Consider the following 15,961-nt stretch of genomic DNA (forward strand, 5'->3'; position numbering starts at 1 on the left):
CGCAGGTGTCGGAGATCGTTGTGTATGTCAGAAGCCAGCCGCAGCTGGGCGACCAGATCGTCGCCATGCCAACGCTGTATCAGCTCAAGACATGGTGGCCTTCGCGCCGGCTGAAGGTGGTCGCCCGTGACGACGTGGGCAATTTCTACCGGGCGCTGCCCTGGGTCGACGAGTTCGTGCGTGCATCGACATTCATCGATTACCTGCGCAGCCTGAAGTCCGAGACCCGCATGTCCGTAAGCCTGCATCACAGCAGCGAGCGATTCGGCGTGGTCAACCTGCTGCGCCGCCCGGCGATCCGGTTGGGGTTTCGCAATGCCCGCTTCAGCGACGTGGCCTGGACGCATTGCCATCGCAAGGACATCACCGAATACATCGGACAGGCCAATCTGCGCTTGCTGGCGTCGTACCGGCCATTTGACCTGGAAGGGGCGACGCGCGCATGTTTCCATACGCTGGCGCGTCCGCACCTGCGCGTGCCATTGGGCGGCGACGTGGTGATGATTCCCGGGGGCGGCGCCGGCGACTTCAAGCGTTGGAGCCTATCGAACTACCTGCGGCTGGCCGACAGGTTGAAACCGCTGCTGGGCGCCGGCACCCGTTTTCTCTTCGTGCTGGGCCAGCAGGAAGCCGCGGAGCGGGATGCCCTGCGCGCGATGCAGCGGTCCGACTTCTCCATTGCCTATTGCCGGCCCATCGCCGAGCTGAGCGCCATCATGCTGCGCGCGCGGCTGGTGGTGGCCAACGATTGCGGCCCTTCGCACATCGCGCAAGGCGCTTGCGTGCCGTATGTGGGCGTTTTCAACGAAGCGAATCCCGAGTGGTTCTGGCGCCGGCGCGGTTCGGCGTTCGTGGTGCCGCGGCATCCGCCAAGCGGCATCAATTCGATTACGCCGGGGGAAGTATTGGCGGCCTGTCTGGATGTATTGGACCATCATGCGCATACTGCATACGCTGGCTGAGCCCAGTCTGGGCGGGCTGGAATTCCGCACGCTGGAACAGGCGAGCTGGCTGCACAATCACGGTTACGAAGTGGCCATCGCCTCGCCGTCGGGCAGCGCCGTCAGCGACGCCGCGCGCGAGCGCAAGCTGACGACCGTGGACATCGACTTCAACCCTGCCTACTCGCCGAGGACCGTCTTGGCGCTACGCCGGGCCGTCCAGGCGATGCGCATCCAGGTCATCGATAGCCATAGCCGCGCCGACGCCAAGACGGCCGCGCTGTGCCGGGACCTGTGCGCCGTCGTGCGCACGCGTCATTTCGCCAAGCCCATGCGTTCATCCCTGCGCCGCCGGCTGGAATGGAAGATCGGCTGCGACCACGTCATCGCCACCAGCGACGTCGGCAAACAAGAACTGCTGGCGGCCCGGCTGGTGCCGGAGGACCGGATCAGCGTGGTCGGGGAGTGGGCCGGCGACGCGTTCTTTCAGTCCGGTGACGCGACGGATGCCGTCCTGCGGATCCGTCGCGGCTTGGGGATACCGGCGCCCAAGGCGTCTTACGTTATCGCCACCGTGGGAATGCTGCGCCCGGAGAAAGGCCAGGCCGATCTGCTTCGAGTGGTGCAACGCCTGCGTATCCAAGGGGTGCCCGCGGTGGCCCTGGTCGTGGGCATGGCGACCGCGCGCACGCAACCGTATGCGTATTCGCTGTACCGCCTGGCGGTGGATCTGGGCATCGCACAGCATGTGGTGTTTGCGGGCCATCGGACCGACGTGCCCGACATGATCCGCGCCGCGGACGTGGTGCTGGTTCCGTCCGCGACCGAAGCCTGGTCGCGCATCGTGCCGGAGTCCTTCGCCGGGGAGCGGCCCGTCGTTGCCAGCAATGTGGGTGGGCTGCCGGAGATCGTCGTGCCGGGCCGCACCGGGTGGCTGGCCGCGCCCGGCGACGTCGCGGCGTATGCCGACTGCATCCTGCAGATCCGGAACCGGCCTTGGCATGCTCAGACCATTGTGGCCAACGCGCGGGCGTTCGCAGATGCGCATTTGCGCCTGGGAGAAAAGATGTTCCGCACGCTCGAGGCGTATCGCGTCGCCGTCGGCGCACGCTTGCCGCCCGAACGCTATCAGCGCGGGGGGGCGTCGGCATGACCACGATCGACATGCTCTGCAAGGTCGGGGCCTTTCCGGACCGGTGCGAGGCGTCCGTCACCCGGACGGCGACGGCGTGCGACGGCCCACTGCCGCCGTTGGAGCCCCAGGCCGGCGAGCAGTTGCTTGTGGGCAAGGGCGACCGCGCCCGCACGGGAATCCTGCTGATCCACCGCCTGGGAGGCGCGCCCTGGGAAATGCACGAACTGGCGCTCGGCCTGAATGAACAGGGCTACAGCGTCATGGCGGTCAAGCTCGCGGGCCATTGCGGGTCGCTGCAAGAATTGGCCGGCGCAGGGTGGATGGATTGGCTGGCCAGCGTGCGCCGGGGGGCAGACACGCTGGCCAGCCGGACCGATCGTGTGGTGGTCGGCGGAATCTCCACGGGCGCCGTGCTGGCGCTTGCCCTGGCGCAGGAGCGGCCGTTCCACGTGGCCGGCGTCCTGGCGTTATCGCCCGTGCTCCGGCATGACGGCCGTGCGGGTCCGCGCGGGGCAAGCACGGCCCTCCTGCTGCTGGTGTTGCGGGTGCTGGGCATCGCCCGTCATCGCGCGCTGCCGGGACGGCTGCGCCGCGCGGGCTTGCCGGGCACGCCGTGGGGGGCGCTGGGCCAGATGCGCAAGCTGGCGGCCGCGGTACTGCGCCGGATGGACATGGTGCGAGCGCCGTGCCTCGTCATCCATGCACGGCACGACGACGTCGCGACCGTATCCGGCGCGTTCGAGATTGCGAAAACGGCGCGCAACGCCAATGTGCACTTGCAGCTGCTGGCGGACCGTGAGCATGTGATCACGATGGGCCGCGGATGCGGCGATGTCGTCTCGCGGGCCACGGCGTTCGTCAGTGGGATTGCTTGGCCTTGATCGCGGGTTGCGCAGGAACCGGCTCCGGCTGCCTTTCCAACCGCAGCACCGGCGACGTGAACAGCACGGCGAACTGGATGAAGAAGCCGGCGGTCGACACCCAGAGGCAGGCTTCTACGCCGAACTTCGCAGCCAAGGTTGCGCCGATCAGTGCGCCAATGGGCCGCGCGCCGAAGTTGGCCGTCACGATGACGGATGACACACGGCCCAGCAAGGCGTTGGGCGTGACCGATTGGCGCAGGGTGGTCGTGGTGATGGTCCACAGGATGGGCCCTGCGCCGAACAGGAAGAAGCCCACGGCCGCCCATGCGCCCGACGGAAAGGCCAGCGTCGTCAGCAGGATGATGCTGGCCAGCAACGCGGATAGCGGTCCCGCGCCAATCATCGCGCCGAACGACAGCCGGCGCGCGAGCCACGGCGCAGCCAGCGCGCCAGCCAGCATCCCCGCGCCGTAGATGCCCAGCGTGATGCCGACGCCCGCGGCTGACAAGCCCAGCCGATCCACGGCGTAGGCAACATAGATGGCCAGCAGGACAAACCACGCGGTATTGAAGAAGAGGGCGGTCAATAGGACCGGGCGCAACAAGGGATGCGTGGCGACGAATGCCGCGCCTTCGCGCAGTTCGGTGAGCGGATGGCGCCGCATGGCGGGTTTGGGCGCATCTTGCGGCAGGCCCGCAAGAAACACGGCGGCCAGTAGCGACAGCGTGGTGGCAAGCACGTAAGCGGTGGATGCGCCCATCCAGCCGACCAGCGCGCCGCCCGCGGCTGGGCCGGCGGAGAAGGCGGCGCTGCGCGCCAGCTCCAGCCAGCGGTTGGCGTTGGACAGTTCGGCAGGCGGAACCAGCCTGGGCACCAATGCGGGCGCCGCGACGTTGTAGGCAACGGTGCCCACCGCCCCGGCAAAGCCCAGCGCCGCCAGCCATTGCAGGCTGAGGCCGCCCGTCCACAAAAGCGCCAGCAGCGCGATCAGGCTTGCCGCCCGCACGCATTCGGCGCCAGTCATGAGGGACCGGCGCGACATCCGGTCGGCCAGCACACCGGCGGGCAGGGAAAGCAACAGGAACGGCAGCGTTTGCGCGGTCTGCAGATAGCCGGTCTGCGCCGCGGTGGCGCCCAGGGTCAGCACGGCATACAAAGGCGCTGCCGCCAGCGCGATCTGCTCGGAGAATTGCGCGGCAAGGTTCGACGCCGCAAGGCGGCGGAAGGCGGAGGGCAGGGCGGGCATGGGAAGGGAGCGGCGGGCGCCGCGCAAACGGCAAGGGCACGATGTTGATCGTACCCTTGCGGCCCCGCACTCCGGTCCTTGCTGTGCGGCAAGGACGCGCTTCGGTCAGGGAATGGGCGGGTAGTCGCCGAAGCCGTCAGGCCAGGTGGTCAGCACGTCGTAGCCGGTCTCGGTGACGACGACCATGTGTTCCCATTGGGCGGACAGCGACCGGTCCTTGGTGACGACGGTCCAGCCGTCAGGCAGTTGCTTGGTCTGCGGCTTGCCGGCATTGATCATGGGTTCGATCGTGAACATCATGCCAGGCTGCAGCACCAGGCCTTCTCCGGGCCGGCCGTAGTGCAGCACCTGCGGATCGTCGTGGTAGATCTGGCCAATGCCGTGGCCACAGTATTCGCGCACGATGCTGAAGTGCTCGCGGTGCGCGACGGTCTGGATGGCGTGGCCGATGTCGCCCAGCGTGGCGCCGGGCTTGACGGCCATGATGCCGGCCCGCATGGCTTCATAGGTGGTGTTGACCAGGCGGCGCGCCAGCGGGCTGGGCTGGCCAACGTAGTACATGCGGCTGGTGTCGCCAAACCAGCCGTCCTTGATGACCGCGACGTCGATGTTCAGGATGTCGCCGTTCTTGAGTACCTTGGCCGACGGAATGCCGTGGCAGATCACGTGATTGACCGACGCGCAGATGGTCTTCGGAAAGCCGTGGTAGCCCACGTTGGCGGGCGTGGCTTTCAGCACGTTGACGATGTAGTCGTGACAGACTCGGTCAAGCTCGTCGGTGGTGACGCCGGGGCGAACGTGTTCACCGATCATGTGCAGCACTTCGGCCGCCATGGCGCCCGCCTTGCGGGCCATTTCGATGTCGGCGGCCGATTTGATGGAAACCTTCTTGGCCATTTATGCGGCCTCCTGCTGCGCGGGTTGCGGCAACCCTTGCGAGAGGGAGGCGATGGTGAAGCCTTCGGCCTGGTCGATGCGGATCAGCAATTGGCAGATGTCTGAATGGCGCAGTTCGGGATAGAGCTCGGAGAGCATGCCGATGCGCATCCAGTGTTCGGCCTGGGAATTGATGGAGCGGCTGAGGGCGCCGCTGGCGACGCGCAGGTTCTCGTGCATCTGCTCGGAAATTTTGACGATGCCCATGGGGGGATGTGTTCCGTATATGTTTCGTATATGGAACGTATCGTACTGCGCCGAGCCGCTGCGCGCAAATCGCCCTCAGGCGGATTCCTTGCTTTCCTTGGCTTGCTTGCGGGGCTTACTGCGCGCGGACTTCTTGGCGGCGCCGGCGCGGGGCGCTTCCTTAGGCGCTGGGGCGGCCGCCGCGGTCATCTGCTCCATCCACATCAGCGCGTCCGTGTACGACAGGAACTGTTGCAGGTAACCGGGGGACATTTCGCGCATCAGGGAGAGCGCGCGGTGCACGAGCTGATTGGAGTTGAGCGGGCCGGCGTTCTTGTGGACCTGTTCCTGCGACTGGCGGACCTGGCGGTCGGCGCTGAAGCGGGACCAGAGCGTCTGGAATTCGTCGAGGAGCGGCAGTTCGGGATAGGCGGCGCGCAGGCCCAGCGGGTCGAAACGCTCAGCGCACGCGCGGTCGGCTTGCGCGTCCGCAGCCTGCGGTTGGCCGGCTGCACCGGGGTCGTCCAGGTAGGCGACCAGGCCGGCGAGGGGGCCGTGTTCGGGGGCAGGCGGTGAACCAGGGAGGTCCTCGGCGGCGCCCGCGTTCGTCAGCGCCGATTCGTACGCCTGGATCAGTTCGGCCAGCCGCACATCCAGCCGCTGGCGGACGGGGCCGTCATACGCGGCCGCGCGGCGTGCCAGCGCGTCGATCAGATGAAAGCGCAGCGGGTTGGCGCGGTCGGCGCCGCTGGCGCGCCAGCCGTCCAGCACGGCGCGCGGGTCCAGGACCGCCACGCGGCTGCCGTCACTGCTCACCGGGCTTACCCGCTTCGTTCGAGGGTTTGGGGATGGGCGTGATTTCGACGCGCCGGTTCTTGGCGCGGCCTTCCTCGTCCGCGTTGGACGCAACCGGCTGCTCGGCCCCGAAGGCCGCGGCAAAGACCATTGACGACGGTACGCCTTCGTCGATGAGCGCGCGCGTCACGGTGAGGGCGCGCTGCGCGGAAAGATCCCAGTTGTCGGCAAAGCGGCGGTTGCCCTCGCGCACTTGCTGGTCGTCGGTGAAGCCGCTGACCATCAGGATTTCGTTGTGGGTCTTCAGGTAGGCGGACAGCGGCTCGATCAGGCTTTTGAGGATCTCGCGGCCCTCGGGTTGAAGCTGATCGGAGTTCAGGGCGAAGAGCACGCTGCCGCTGATGCCGATGCGGCCGTTCACAAGCGTCACGCGGCCAGCGGCAAGCGGGCCGGCCAGCGCCTGTTCCAGCGTCTCGCGGCGCTGCGTTTCTTCCTGGCGCTGCTTGACCTCTTCCTCCAGCTGCGTCGACAACTGCAACTGCACCGCGACGACGCTGACCAGGATGAGGACGAAGGCGCCCAGCAGCACCGACATCAGGTCGCCAAAGACGGCCCAGGCCGGCGCCGTCGGCTCCACGCCGCCGTCGATATCCTCGCTCATGCCGTTTCTGCTCCGGCGGTGGCGCGCTGGGCGGCGAGCTGTTGCAGGTTCTCGATGATCTGCTTTTGCGACATGAGGCTCAGGTCGACGACCTCACGGGCCTGCGCCACGTAGTAAGACAGTTGCTCGTCGCCGCGCGCGATGGATTTGTCCAGCGCCGCTTCGATGCGTTGCAGGTGCGCCGTGAGCTTGTCGTTCGATTCGCCGAAGGCCTGCACGGCGGCGCCGAAGGATTCGCCCAGGCTGGCGACCTCGACCGCGCTGCTGGTCACCAGCGAGGCGACTTCGGTCAGCTTGCCGGTTTCGGACTCGACCTTGTCGGTGAACTGCGCGCCCACGCGTTCCAGCATGTCCGCCGACGACGCCACCAGGGCATCGACGGCCGTGCGCTGCTCGGCGGCGGTGTGGTTGACGGCGTCCAGCAGCGTGCCGAGCGTCTCGAGCAGGCGGTTGCGCTCCTCGAGCATGTCGTTGTCGCGCACCATGCTGTCCGACAGCTTCTGGCGCAGCTCGCCGATGACTTCGGCGGCGGCGCGCGGCGCCTCGGATGCGGCCTGGACCAGACGGCCGATCTCGGCGATGGTTTCGCTGGCGTGAGCCTGGGTTTGCGCGGTGATGTCCTGGGCGGTGAGGCTGAGGGTGTCGCAGATCTCTTGTTGCAGGCCGGCCGCCTGCGCGCCCGCCTGCTGCCATTCGGTGCGCAGCGCATCGGCCATGGCCGCCAGCTTGGCCGTCCAGGCGGTCAGGCGTTCTTCGTCGTTGGCCGCCAGTGCTGCTTGCAGCGCGGTGTGCGATTGTTCCAGCGTCTGCAGCAGCTCGGCCGAATGCGCACCGAAGGCGGCGGACGCGGTTTGCAGCGCGTCGCGGTTGTCGTCGGCCAGTTGCTTGCCCACCGCTTCCTGGCGCGTCTGCGCGTCGAGCCAGGCCTGCGTGACGCCGCCGGCGGCGGTCTCCAGGCGAGACGACACGGATTCCAGCAAAGCGGCCTGCTGCTGCGTCTGGCTGGTGATGTCGCGGGCGGTCTGGCCGAGCGCGTCGCTGATTTCCAGTTGGCGCAGGGCGGCCTGCGTGCCGGCCTGTTCCCATTCTTCGCCCAGCTTGGCGGCCATCGCCGTCAGCGAGGCTGTCCAGGCGGCCAGGCGTTCCTCGTCGCGCGAAGCCAGCGCGGCCTGCAGGTCGGCGTGCGACTGGTCCAGCGTGCGCAGCAGCGCGTCGGCATGCTGGCCGAAGGCGGCCGCCGCCGTTTCGAGGGCGCGCTGGTTGTCGGCGGCCAGTTGCTTGCCCAGGTCTTCCTGGCGGGTCTGGGCGTCCGTCCAGGCCTGCGTGACGCTGCCGGCCGCCGTTTCCAGGCGGGTCGACACGTCTTGCAGCAGCCGGGCCTGCGCTTCGGTCTGGCCGGCGATGCCGCGCGCGGTCTGGGCGAGCGCGTCGTTGATTTCCTGCTGGCGGGCGACGGTGTTCGCGCCGGCCTGTTCCCAGTCCTGGCCCAGCTTGGCGGTCATGGCGCCCAGCGTGTCGCTCCACGCAGCAAGACGTTCTTCGTCGCGCGCGGCCAGGGCGGCCTGCAATTCGGTGTGCGACTGGTCCAGCGTGCGCAGCAGGGAGGCGGCGTGTTGCTCGAAAGCCGCCGTGGCGGCTTCCAGCGCGGCCTGGTTGCCGGCGGCCAGCTTGCTGCCGGCTTCTTCCTGGCGGGCAAGCGCGCGGGTCCATTGGTCCGACACGCCGTTGGCGGCGGCCTCCATGCGGGCCGACACGCCTTCGAGCAGGGCAGCCTGCGCGGCGGCTTGTTCGGCAACGTCGCGCACGGTTTGCGCCAGGGTGTCGGTGATTTCCTGCTGGCGGACGGCCGCCTGCGCGCCAGACTGCTCCCATTCCTGGCGCAGCGTGGCGCCCATTGCGCCAAGCGTTTCGGTCCAGGCGGCCAGACGCTGCTGGTCGCGCGAGGCAAGGTCGGTTTGCAGCGCGGCGTGCGAAGCGTTCAGGGTGCGCAAGAGCGACGCCGAATGCTGCTCGAAGCTGGCGGCCGCGGCGGTGAGCGCCTGCAGGTTGTCGCCGGCCAGTTTTTCGCCGGCCTGCTGCTGGCGCGACAGTGCTTCGGTCCAGGCTTGCGACATGTCGCCCGACGACGCCTCCAGACGTGCCGACACGCTGTCCAGCAGGCTGGCCGATCGTTGTTCGAAGGTCTGGGCGAAGCGATCGAGCGATGCGCGCAGGTCTTGGGCCATGGCCTCGCTGGCGCGTTGCTGGCCAGCGACCGCCTGGCTCCAGATGCCCGCGACGTCCGTCGTCGCGGCTTGCAGGCCTGCCGTCAGGCCTTCGAGCTGCTGACGCACGGCTTGGGCGACGGTGTCCTGCAGGGTGGCGGTTTCGCGGGACAGGCTGTCCATCGTGGCCTGCACGACGGGCTGCAGGGCCTCGCCGGCCGAGCGCGCGCTTTGCGCCACGCTGTCTTTCATGGACTGTTCCATGACGGACGCCAGCCGGGCGTAGGCCGCTTCGGCCTTGCCCTGGAAGGCGGTCTGGCTGGCGATCTGGCGTTCGTTCAGCGCCTGGTTCTGCTGCTCCATGCTCTTCATCATGGATTCCAGCTGGCCGACGATGGCGGGCATGGCTTCGGCCTGCCGCTGCATGATCTCGGCCTGGCGCTGGAGCAGCTTGAAGGATTCTTCGCGCTGGTAGCTTTGCGAGTACACGCGCAGCGTGGTCGCGGTCTTGGTATCGAGAAGCTGCGCCGCGTGGACGCGGTCGCGCCGCGACAGCGCGGCCAACAGGCCCAGCATGGCGGACGCGGCGACGCCGGCGATCGAGGTGCCGAAGGCAAAGCCCAGACCCTTGACGGGGGCGGCCAGCGACGCGCGGATCGCGGCCAGATCGGTCGAGCTTTCAAGCGCAAGGCCAGTGCCGCGCAGCGTGACGACCATGCCAAGAAAAGTGCCCAGCATGCCCAGAAGGACCAGCAGGCCCACCAGATACGGGGTGAGCGACGGGCCGGGCAGGCCCACGCGCTCGCCTTCGATGCGCAGGCGCACGGCGTTGCGCAGTCCGGCCGGAAGCTTGTCCAGCCAGGCGCCAAGGCTGCCCGGCGCTTCGTTCAGGTCCGATACGGCGCGCGTCAACGACGACGTTGCCTGCTGGTAACGCAGCAGTTCCAGCGCGCCCGCCAGGTAACAGACGCCGATCAGCAGCGTCACGGCCAGCGCCAGCGGGTTCGTGCCCGCGTAACCCGCGCCGATCCAGCCCACAACGGCCAGTCCGGCCAGGAAAACCACGATATTGATCAGATTCTTGGACATAGTGTCCTAATTAGCTGGTGCGAAGGGCGGCGAGCAGCCCTTCGACCGGTTGTAAACGAACATCCAATTCGGCCAGCAGAACGGCGCGCATGTCGGCGCGGAACGTGTCCAGCCACGCGCCGGCGGTAATGGCCGGGGCTAGCGGCGCCGTCCCGGCCTGCGCGGCGTCAATGGCGGGCGCCTCGGTATCGCCTTGCGCATGGGCGGCCGCATCGGCCGGCGCGCCGGCTTCACCCAGGGCCTGTTCCGCAGCCTGCGCCAGCGCTGCGTCCTCGGCCTTGCGCAGGCGGTCGAAGTGCGCCTGCAGCAGTTTCGGGATCGCGCCCAGCAGGGCCCGCTCCTTGGGCAGCAGCGCGCGGTCCATGATCGCGTCCACGACAGCCAGACGCGTCCATTCCCCGTTACGGGCGGCCACCATCCCGCGCAGCCGGCTGCGCAGGTTGCCAATGCTGGTTTCCATCGTGTGCTGCAACGACAGATACCGCTGGCGAAAACTCGAATAATCGAACTCATCCTCGGCCAGGACGGCCGCCAGTTTCTTGGCGGGCGCCCGTGACGGGGCGACCCGCTTGGCGGCCGTGGCCGCCGTGTCGCTGGCGATGGCGTCGGCGAGCGTGGTGCGCACCCGCACGCATTCGCGTTCTTCGGCGCTGCTGAACATGCGGGCGCCGGGCGCAATCACGGGCGGAGCGGTATTGAGCGCCGCCGACAGGGCGATCGCGTCCGTCCAGCCAAGCCATTGGCTCAGATGGTCGGATAGCGACTGCCTGGACTGCTGGACTTCCGCGTCCGTCAGGCGAGTCAGCAAGCGAATGAGCGTCGGGCCGCTTAAACCTGTGCGCTGGGGGGCTTGCAACATACCACCAGAGTCAAAAAGGGGGGAGTTTACACGCTGCGACGGCCCCGGAGGGCCTGTCGGGACGCCCGGACCGGGGACAAAGCACAAAATGGGGTCGCATCGTTGCCGGCGCATCGCCGCTGCCGCAACACTGTGTCGCCACGCGGCGGGCAGGAACCCTCCGCCCGCCCGTCCGTCGAACCCTGCATGGATGCCCGCACCCCCTGGCGATTTGCCCGACGACTCCTCATTCTTGCCGCGCTGGCCGCCTTGGCGGTTTGGGCCTGGCCGCGCCTGCCCGAAGCGGCGCGCGCACCCTGGCACATGGCGCGGCTTTCCTGGCAGGACGCGCCGCTGTCGTTGCCCGTACCCGTGCAGGGCGTAGCGCCCCGGCGGCTGGCCGACACCTGGGGCGCCGCGCGGTCGGGCGGGCGCACGCATCAGGGCATCGACATTTTCGCCAAGCGCGGCACGCCGGTGCTGTCGGCAACCGAAGGCGTGGTCACGCGCATCGGCGAGAACACGCTGGGCGGTCAGGTGGTCTGGGTGATGGGGCCGGGCCGGCAGATGCACTATTACGCGCACCTGGACGGCTATGCGGACATCCGCCGCGGCCAGCTCGTTGCGCCGGGCGACGTGCTGGGCTTTGTCGGCAATACGGGCAACGCCAAAGGCACGCCGCCGCATTTGCACTACGGCATCTACGCGGGGGGCGGGGCGCTCAATCCCTATCCGCTCCTGATTTCGCCCGGCGGTTCCCCCATGCCGGTGTCGTCCCAGCAATAACCGCGCGGCGCGTCGGTGTAGATTTGTGTCCTGGCAAGAACAATGGGGCAAGGCGTGGCGCACTTTCCATGGACTTTCTGATCTCGGCTGCGGCGCGCGCGCTGGCGGCGGGCGACCCGCTGGGCGCGTTGAACCACGTGGCGCTGCGTAGCGACGCGCCCGCGCTGGCCTTGCGCGGCATCGCCATGGCGCAGCTGGGCGATCTGGCGCGCGCGCGTAGCCTGCTGCAAGGGGCCGCCCGCGCTTTTGGGCCGCGACAGGCCGTGGCGCGGGCCCGCTGCGTCGTCGCCGGGGCCGAAATCGCGCTGGCTTCGCGCGACCTGGGCAATGGCCAGAAGGCGCTGGATGCCGCGCGCGCCACGCTGCAGGCGCACGGCGATGTGGTCAATGCGGCGCATGCCGGCCACCTGGCGGCTCGCCGTCAGTTGCTGCTGGGGCGTCTTGACGAAGCCGAGCGCACGCTTGCCGGATTGGACGTGGCTGCGTTGCCGTGGGCGTCGCGGGGCATCCATGAACTCATCGTCGCGGGCATCGCCATCCGCCGCCAGCAGGCTGCGGCAGGCCGGGCCGCACTCGCGCGCGCGGCGCAGTGCGCCGGCCAGGCAAGGATCCCGGCGCTGATGGCGGAAGTGGACCACGCCGCACGGGCGCTGGACGCGCCGGCGGCCCGGCGCATCGCACACGACGGCGAAAGGATTCTGTCGCTGGACGAGGTCGAGGCGCTGCTGGCCTCGGGCGCGCTGATCGTGGATGCCTGCCGGCACGCCGTGCGCGCAGCGCATGGGACCATCGCGCTGGCCGGCCGCCCCGTGCTGTTTGCGCTGCTGCGGGCGCTGGCGCAGGACTGGCCCCGGGAGGCGACGCGCGAGGCGCTCATCGCCCAGGCTTTTCGCACGCGCTATTTCGACGACACGCACCGCGCGCGCCTGCGCGTCGAAGTGGGCCGTCTGCGCGTCGTGATCGGCCCACTGGCCGGCGTGCAGGCCACCCGGCACGGCTACGCGCTCAAGCCCCGTGTGGCGAGCGACGTGGCGCTGCTGGCGCCTGCGGGCGACGAATCGGATCCGGAGGCGGGCGCGTTGCTCGCCTTCCTGGCCGACGGCGAGGGCTGGTCGAGTTCGGCGCTGGCGCTGGTCGTCGGGTCCAGCCAGCGCACCGTGCAGCGCGCGCTTGAGACGCTGGCCGCGGCCGGCAAGGTGCAGGCGTTCGGCCAGGGCCGCGCGCGGCGCTGGATGCTGCCGCCCGTGCCGGGATTCACGACAAGCTTGTTACTTCCGGTGATTCTGCCGGGCCATTAGCATGAACGGACCCCTACAAAAGGAAGCCGACATGAAACGATCTCAAGCCGAAATCCTGCGTGAATATGGTCCGTTCCCCGGTGTCGATGCGGTCCACGGGCTGACATACGACGGAGAGCAGGTGTGGTTCGCCACGGGCGACCGCCTCGTCGCCATGGACCCCGTGACCGGACAGACCTCCCGCGCGCTCGACATCACGGCCAACGCGGGCACGGCCTTCGACGGCACCTATCTCTATCAAATTGCCGATGGCCGCATCCAGAAGGTGGACCCCTCGAGCGGGGAAGTCCTGTCCACGATCCCCGCGCCCGGCGGCGAATGCGTGTCCGGCATGGCGTGGGCCGAAGGCAGTCTGTGGGTGGGCGCCTACCGCGACCGCAAGATTCACCAGGTCGATCCCGCCACCGGCAAGGTGCTGCGCACGATTGATTCCAACCGCTACGTGACGGGCGTGACGTGGGTGGACGGCGAGCTGTGGCACGGCACCTGGGAAGCGGAAGAAAGCGAGCTGCGGCGCCTGGAACCGCGCACCGGGCAGGTGCTGGAGGCGGTGGAGATGCCGGCGGGCGTGGGCGTGTCAGGACTGGAATCCGACGGCAGCGGCACGTTCTACTGCGGAGGCGGCGAGAGCGGCAAGGTGCGGGCGGTGCAGCGCCCCTCAAAAGCGTCCAGTTGACCCTGGACAATGGGAAAAATACAACATTAGTGGATATGAGAAGTATTTGCATTTAAACTTCGTGCCGATTTGTCACTCTTATTCCAATTCGGTAGGAAGCCACAATGCAAGATCAGAGACGCGTCGCGCGCGGCCCCCTCGTTCACCCTCGTTTCGTGCTGCGCCGCACGTCGGCGATGGTTTTTCTGGCGTTGGCCTCGGGAGGCGCGGTCGCGCAGGAGGCGGCTGTCGCCACGCTGCCGTCGGTGCAGGTGGTGGGCGACACCGCCAACGCGAACACGACCGAGGGAACCGGTTCCTACACGCCGCGCGCCACGGCGGCCAGCACCGGGCTGTCGCTGTCGCTGCGCGAGACGCCGCAGTCGGTCACCGTCATGACGCGCCAGCGCATGGACGACGAGGACATGCGGTCGCTGGCGGACGTGATGGCCAGCACGCCCGGCATTTCGGTGCAGAACTTCGATAGCGAGCGCTACACCTTCAATTCGCGCGGCTTCAGCATCACCAACTACATGTACGACGGCGTGCCCACGGCGTTCGACGTGGGCTATGCGGCGGGCGAGTCGTCCGTCGACCCGATCATCTACGACCGCGTGGAAGTCGTGCGCGGCGCCACGGGCCTGATGACGGGCGCGGGCAATCCGTCGGCCTCGATCAACCTGGTGCGCAAGCACGCCGACAGCCGCGAGTTCAAGGCGGACCTGAGCGCGGGCGTGGGGACGTGGGACACCTATCGCGCCACGGCAGACCTGTCCACGCCGCTCAATGCCGAGGGCAGCGTGCGTGGGCGCATCGTGGCGGCGTACCAGGACAACCATTCGTTCCTGGACTACTACCAGAACAAGAAGAAGGTCTTCTACGGCGTGGTGGACGCTGACCTGACCTCGCGCACGACGCTCAGCGTGGGCTACAACTACCAGGACAACGAGCCAAAGGGCAGCACGTGGGGCGGCTTTCCGCTCTGGTACGCGGACGGCGGGCGCACCGATTGGCGCCGGTCGCTGAACACCGGCGCGCGCTGGTCCTCGTGGGGCAGCACCACGCAGGGCGCATTCGCCAGCCTGGAGCACCGCTTCGACAACGATTGGCGCGTGCAGGCCGTGGGCTCGTATTCCAAGAATGAAATGGACGGCAAGCTGCTGTACCTGTACGGCTGGCCGGACCGGGAAACCGGACTGGGCATGGGCGCCTCGCCCGCCTGGTATCTGGGCGACCGCAAGCAGAACGCGCTGGACCTGAAGGCAAACGGCCCGTTCACGCTGTTTGGCCGCCGCCACGAGGCCGTGGTGGGCGCAAGCTTCAACCGGCAGAAGGGCGACTTCAACTACCGGTCTGCCATCGGCGCCGCCGCCGTGGGCAATTTCCTGGACTGGGACGGCTCGTATCCCGAACCGGACTGGAACGATTCAATCATTGCCAACCGCTACACCACCACGCAGACCGGCTGGTACGGCGCGCTGCGCCTGAACCTGGCCGACCCGCTCAAGCTGATCGTGGGCGGGCGCTACAGTACCTGGAAGACCAATTCGGTCGGTTTTGGCGGCGAAGGGCGCACCGAGTTCGACAAGAACGACTTCACGCCATACGCCGGCCTGCTGTACGACATCAACGACACCTACACGGCGTACGTCAGCTACACAGGCATCTTCAATCCGCAGACCTATCAGGACCGCAACGGCAACTGGCTGGACCCGCTGGAAGGCAAGTCGTATGAAGCCGGCATCAAGGGAGAATGGCTGGACGGCCGCTTGAACGCCAGCGCCGCCGTCTTCCAGATCGACCAGGACAACGTGGCGCAGGCGGATCCCGGTCAGATGGTGCCGGGCGCCACCAACCAGGCGTACACGGCGGCGCAAGGCACGCGCAGCCGCGGGTTCGACCTGGAACTGTCGGGCGAAGTGACGCCGGGCTGGAATGTGGCGGCCGGGTGGTCGCATTGGACCGCGCGCGACGGCGACGGCAACGCCATCCAGACCGATCAGCCGCGCAGCCTGGTGCGCGTCTTCACGACCTATCAGTTGCCGGGAGACTGGAACCGCCTGACGGTGGGCGGGGGCGTGAACTGGCAAAGCCACGTCTACACCATCGCCAGCGGCCCCAACGGCGAAGAGCGCGTGGGGCAGGGCAGCTATGCCGTGACCAACCTCATGGCGCGCTACCGCTTCAACCGCAACCTGTCGGCGCAACTGAACGTGAATAACGTGTTCGACCGCAAGTACTACAGCCAGATCGGCTTCTACAGCCAGGGCGCGTGGGCCGCAGGCCGCAGCGCGATGCTGACGATGCGCTACCAGTACTGATCGCAGG

General features: G+C 68.2%; 14 protein-coding genes. 7 read left to right on the plus strand and 7 right to left on the minus strand.

What is annotated here, in order from left to right:
* Positions 1–5: 5 nt before the first annotated feature.
* The 3 genes from HV786_RS15605 to HV786_RS15615 are packed head-to-tail and all read left to right on the plus strand — an operon-like array spanning position 6 to position 2,957.
* A complete protein-coding gene (locus HV786_RS15605) occupies positions 6–962 on the plus strand; it encodes a glycosyltransferase family 9 protein (RefSeq protein WP_128829270.1) in 957 nt (318 codons plus the stop codon).
* Positions 937–2,094 (plus strand): glycosyltransferase family 4 protein, encoded by a 1,158-nt coding sequence (locus HV786_RS15610; RefSeq protein WP_128829269.1) that lies wholly within the window; start codon positions 937–939, stop codon positions 2,092–2,094. Before HV786_RS15605 ends, HV786_RS15610 begins: the two co-directional genes overlap by 26 nt.
* Positions 2,091–2,957, plus strand: coding sequence for an alpha/beta hydrolase (locus HV786_RS15615; RefSeq protein ID WP_175211219.1), 867 nt, complete (start codon positions 2,091–2,093; stop codon positions 2,955–2,957). Before HV786_RS15610 ends, HV786_RS15615 begins: the two co-directional genes overlap by 4 nt.
* Here the strand turns inward: HV786_RS15615 and HV786_RS15620 are convergent.
* The 7 genes from HV786_RS15620 to HV786_RS15650 all read right to left on the minus strand — a co-directional run bounded on the left by HV786_RS15620 (position 2,935) and on the right by HV786_RS15650 (position 10,915).
* Positions 2,935–4,185, minus strand: coding sequence for an MFS transporter (locus HV786_RS15620; protein ID WP_175211221.1), 1,251 nt, complete (start codon positions 4,183–4,185; stop codon positions 2,935–2,937). The two genes, HV786_RS15615 and HV786_RS15620, sit on opposite strands and share 23 nt — an antisense overlap.
* A 105-nt stretch (positions 4,186–4,290) precedes the next feature.
* Entirely contained in the window at positions 4,291–5,082 is a 792-nt protein-coding gene (map, locus tag HV786_RS15625) for a type I methionyl aminopeptidase (RefSeq protein ID WP_056318211.1), read from the minus strand.
* Positions 5,083–5,328 (minus strand): ParD-like family protein, encoded by a 246-nt coding sequence (locus HV786_RS15630; protein ID WP_128829152.1) that lies wholly within the window; start codon positions 5,326–5,328, stop codon positions 5,083–5,085.
* A gap of 75 nt (positions 5,329–5,403) precedes the next feature.
* Positions 5,404–6,123, minus strand: a complete 720-nt coding sequence (locus HV786_RS15635; RefSeq protein ID WP_175211223.1) for a DUF2894 domain-containing protein — start codon at positions 6,121–6,123, stop codon at positions 5,404–5,406.
* Positions 6,113–6,763: an OmpA family protein gene (locus HV786_RS15640; protein WP_056318218.1), complete on the minus strand. Its 651-nt coding sequence runs from the start codon at positions 6,761–6,763 to the stop codon at positions 6,113–6,115. The genes HV786_RS15635 and HV786_RS15640 overlap by 11 nt, the downstream gene beginning before the upstream one ends.
* Positions 6,760–10,056 (minus strand): DUF802 domain-containing protein, encoded by a 3,297-nt coding sequence (locus tag HV786_RS15645; RefSeq protein WP_175211224.1) that lies wholly within the window; start codon positions 10,054–10,056, stop codon positions 6,760–6,762. Before HV786_RS15645 ends, HV786_RS15640 begins: the two co-directional genes overlap by 4 nt.
* 10 nt (positions 10,057–10,066) lie before the next feature.
* Positions 10,067–10,915 (minus strand): DUF3348 domain-containing protein, encoded by an 849-nt coding sequence (locus HV786_RS15650; protein ID WP_175211226.1) that lies wholly within the window; start codon positions 10,913–10,915, stop codon positions 10,067–10,069.
* Positions 10,916–11,101: 186 nt separating this feature from the next.
* On the opposite strand from HV786_RS15650, the gene HV786_RS15655 reads away from it, so the two are divergent.
* From HV786_RS15655 to fhuE, 4 genes are all read left to right on the plus strand, one after another.
* A complete protein-coding gene (locus HV786_RS15655; protein ID WP_254599484.1) occupies positions 11,102–11,680 on the plus strand; it encodes a M23 family metallopeptidase in 579 nt (192 codons plus the stop codon).
* Positions 11,681–11,748: 68 nt separating this feature from the next.
* Positions 11,749–12,978: a helix-turn-helix domain-containing protein gene (locus tag HV786_RS15660; RefSeq protein WP_175211228.1), complete on the plus strand. Its 1,230-nt coding sequence runs from the start codon at positions 11,749–11,751 to the stop codon at positions 12,976–12,978.
* A gap of 31 nt (positions 12,979–13,009) precedes the next feature.
* Positions 13,010–13,654 carry a Vgb family protein gene (locus HV786_RS15665; protein WP_128827557.1) on the plus strand — a complete coding sequence of 215 codons (645 nt, stop codon included), beginning with the start codon at positions 13,010–13,012 and terminating at the stop codon, positions 13,652–13,654.
* A gap of 104 nt (positions 13,655–13,758) precedes the next feature.
* Positions 13,759–15,954 carry a ferric-rhodotorulic acid/ferric-coprogen receptor FhuE gene (gene fhuE / locus HV786_RS15670; protein ID WP_128827558.1) on the plus strand — a complete coding sequence of 732 codons (2,196 nt, stop codon included), beginning with the start codon at positions 13,759–13,761 and terminating at the stop codon, positions 15,952–15,954.
* Positions 15,955–15,961: the final 7 nt, after the last annotated feature.

The organism is Achromobacter mucicolens, assembly GCF_902859725.1.
Lineage (GTDB): Bacteria > Pseudomonadota > Gammaproteobacteria > Burkholderiales > Burkholderiaceae_B > Achromobacter > Achromobacter mucicolens.

Coding starts and splice junctions, on each gene's coding strand:
- HV786_RS15610 (WP_128829269.1), top strand. CDS start 937: ATGCGCATACTGCATACGCTGGCTGAGCCCAGTCTGGGCGGGCTGGAA.
- HV786_RS15615 (WP_175211219.1), top strand. CDS start 2,091: ATGACCACGATCGACATGCTCTGCAAGGTCGGGGCCTTTCCGGACCGG.
- HV786_RS15620 (WP_175211221.1), bottom strand. CDS start 4,185: ATGCCCGCCCTGCCCTCCGCCTTCCGCCGCCTTGCGGCGTCGAACCTT.
- map (WP_056318211.1), bottom strand. CDS start 5,082: ATGGCCAAGAAGGTTTCCATCAAATCGGCCGCCGACATCGAAATGGCC.
- HV786_RS15630 (WP_128829152.1), bottom strand. CDS start 5,328: ATGGGCATCGTCAAAATTTCCGAGCAGATGCACGAGAACCTGCGCGTC.
- HV786_RS15640 (WP_056318218.1), bottom strand. CDS start 6,763: ATGAGCGAGGATATCGACGGCGGCGTGGAGCCGACGGCGCCGGCCTGG.
- HV786_RS15645 (WP_175211224.1), bottom strand. CDS start 10,056: ATGTCCAAGAATCTGATCAATATCGTGGTTTTCCTGGCCGGACTGGCC.
- HV786_RS15650 (WP_175211226.1), bottom strand. CDS start 10,915: ATGTTGCAAGCCCCCCAGCGCACAGGTTTAAGCGGCCCGACGCTCATT.
- HV786_RS15655 (WP_254599484.1), top strand. CDS start 11,102: ATGGATGCCCGCACCCCCTGGCGATTTGCCCGACGACTCCTCATTCTT.
- HV786_RS15660 (WP_175211228.1), top strand. CDS start 11,749: ATGGACTTTCTGATCTCGGCTGCGGCGCGCGCGCTGGCGGCGGGCGAC.
- HV786_RS15665 (WP_128827557.1), top strand. CDS start 13,010: ATGAAACGATCTCAAGCCGAAATCCTGCGTGAATATGGTCCGTTCCCC.
- fhuE (WP_128827558.1), top strand. CDS start 13,759: ATGCAAGATCAGAGACGCGTCGCGCGCGGCCCCCTCGTTCACCCTCGT.